2 protein-coding genes and 1 pseudogene are annotated in these 2,397 nt (G+C 60.7%); all 3 read right to left on the bottom strand.

All coding sequences use genetic code 11. From position 1 onward, the window contains the following. Positions 1–790: pseudogene (locus tag ACRCSW_RS17865) on the bottom strand (ATPase); the annotation flags it as partial. Positions 791–853: 63 nt separating this feature from the next. Next, the gene (locus ACRCSW_RS17860) at positions 854–1,348 is read right to left on the bottom strand and encodes an A24 family peptidase (RefSeq protein WP_438706998.1); all 495 of its coding nucleotides are present in this window, start codon (positions 1,346–1,348) and stop codon (positions 854–856) included. After that, positions 1,348–2,205: a tetratricopeptide repeat protein gene (locus ACRCSW_RS17855; protein WP_438706997.1), complete on the bottom strand. Its 858-nt coding sequence runs from the start codon at positions 2,203–2,205 to the stop codon at positions 1,348–1,350. Before ACRCSW_RS17855 ends, ACRCSW_RS17860 begins: the two co-directional genes overlap by 1 nt. Positions 2,206–2,397: the final 192 nt, after the last annotated feature.

The raw sequence follows: 2,397 nt of genomic DNA, 5'->3' as shown, positions 1-2,397 counted from the left end.
AGGTGCGGGCGACCGGGTTGTAGTTCAGGTCGAGCATTTCCAGCGACAGTTCGCCGCCGGTGATGACCGAGGGGCGCTCGCAGTAGACGTAGCGGTTGTCGAACTTGTTCGAGGTGCGGCGGAGCGAGTTCGGATCGTCGACCGACGATTCGGCGGCCGAGTGGACGATCGGGTCGTAGACGCTGATGATCTGGCCGGAATACTCGATGGCGCGGGGGACGTAGACCTTGTCGCCAAGGGCCGCCCGGATGCCGTGCGAGATCGAGGATTTGCCGTTGCCGGGCGGGCCGTAAAGCAGGATCGAGCGGCCCGAGGTCACGGCGGGGCCGAGGTTGTCGATCAGGTCCGGCGGCAGGATCAGGTGGCCCATGCCGGAGAGAAGCTGCTCGCGGTTCAGGCGGATGTCGCGGACGGACTGGCGCTTGATCTGGACCGAATACTGTTCCAGCGGAACCGGCATCGCGCCGTAATATTCCGACTGGCTGAGAGCGTCGAGAGCGCGGGCTTTGCCGGCATCGGTAAGCTCGTAGCCCATCTCGTTGCCGGCGGTCGCGTGCATGGTTCCCATTGCTGTAAGGAGCTTCTGGGTGCGGGCAAGGTCGACAAGTTCCTGGGTCAGGGGCACCGGCAGGCAGATGATCTTCGACAGCTGCGTAACCTGGGACTGGTTGGTCCGGAACATCGATTTCAACAGGATGTCGCGCATCATGATGATCGACAGGCCGGTATCATCCAGCGACCGGGGTGAGGGCGGCGGTTGGACGCCCGAAATCGGGGCTTCAGCGTTCATTCGACAAGCTCCGTGGACAATCGTAGCAAAGGGCTTCGATTTGAGTCGTAAACGCGACTTGTGTCAGACTTGCGGCCAGATGGCGGCAATAAGATAGAACACCACAATAGCCGACAAAGCTAGTCCGAAGGGAAAGTAGCGGCGTTGGGTCCAGCTGACCCAGTCCGGCGTCGCGTTGCGGACGAAGGAAAGGCTGCGCAGGATCCGGTGCAGGAGCAGCGCACCGACCATGCAGACAAAGATGATCAACATGATCTCGCCGATGTTGCCGCCGACGAAGACGCCCGCCATCGCGGCCGCAAACTTCGCATCCCCGGCGCCAAAGGTTCCGGTGAGGTACAAGAGAAACCCGGCCACAAAGACCGCCGCCATGATGGCAAAGCCCCAGAGCCACGCTGTCCAGGGCACCAGAAACCAGCCGAGCAAAGGCCAGACCGCGGCCATGGCGATGACGGAGTTGTTCGGGATTTTCATCCGCTTCAGGTCCGACATCGCTGCCCATATCGCTATGGGCAGCACGGGGACGAGGAGGATCATCGCATCGGTTGGTTCAAGCATCAGGTCTTCACATTGGCATCGAGGGCCTCAAGGCTGCGGACGGCGGCCTCGAAGTGCTGGGGATGGGTCTCGATCGCCTGGTTCAGAAGGCTTTTGCCGACCGAAACGTCACCCTGCTTGATGGCGGCAAGGGCCATGGAATAAAGGAGCTCGGCCCGTTCTGTCTGGGTCATCCGGACCACCGGAAGATCATACTTGCGCTGCGCGGCCCGGGCGAGCACGAGGTTGTTCTTGGTCGTGAAGGTCGAGGGGTCGTAGGTCAGCGATTCCATGAAAAGCTTTTCGGCACCGGGCGCATCGCCGCGCGTCAGCTTTGAGAAGCCCCAGTTGTTGAGCACCCCGGCCGGAGTGGTCGTCAGGCCTGCCGCTATCTCATAGAAACTGTCGGCCTTCTTCCAGTTCTTGTCAGAGTCGGCGACCATAGCTTCCAGGCGGTAGCGGTCATAGCTTTCGTGCGTCGGCGGGATCTGGTTCAGCTCGGCCTTGGCCTCCGGCCACTGGTTCGACCGGATCAATGCGTCTGCCAGCATTACCCGATCTTCGGGTGTCGTTTCCGCATGCCCGACGACCTGGCGCCAGACTTGCGCGGATTCGGTCGGCTTCTGCGCTCTGGCCAAAGAGCGGGCCAGCCCGCGCATCAAGTCAATTCGTCCGGGATTCTGTTGCAGTGTCCGAGTGAAATAAGAAACAGCCTCGTTCGGGTCGGCCACCGTGAGCATGACCTCGCTGAGGTTGGATTCGTCGATGACGTTGACGTCCTTGAGGGCCCTTTGCACTTCGGCATCTGTGTTCTTCTGACAAGCCGAAAGGGCTACCGTACCGCCAAGGCACAGCACTACTAGAACCGGATGGCGCATGTTCAGCGTCCTTTTGTTGACTGCCCTGGGCCCCGCCTAGAGATCGGAGAGAAGTACGAACTTGCCCTTCTCCTGCCGGACGAGACGGAACCCGCCTTTTTCTTGTTCTTGATTAGGATCATACACATTCGCTTCGCTTTGCGCGATAGCGAGCATCAGATTTTCGCGGATCGAGTCCGTTTCGCCACTATC

Source organism: Tabrizicola sp., assembly GCF_051645465.1.
Classification (GTDB): Bacteria; Pseudomonadota; Alphaproteobacteria; order Rhodobacterales; family Rhodobacteraceae; genus Tabrizicola.
This window is presented reverse-complemented; position numbering and strand designations above follow the sequence as displayed.

What these genes read in the sequence shown, in the direction of transcription:
- ACRCSW_RS17855 (WP_438706997.1), bottom strand. Translation starts at nt 2,205, where the DNA reads ATGCGCCATCCGGTTCTAGTAGTGCTGTGCCTTGGCGGTACGGTAGCC.
- ACRCSW_RS17860 (WP_438706998.1), bottom strand. Translation starts at nt 1,348, where the DNA reads ATGCTTGAACCAACCGATGCGATGATCCTCCTCGTCCCCGTGCTGCCC.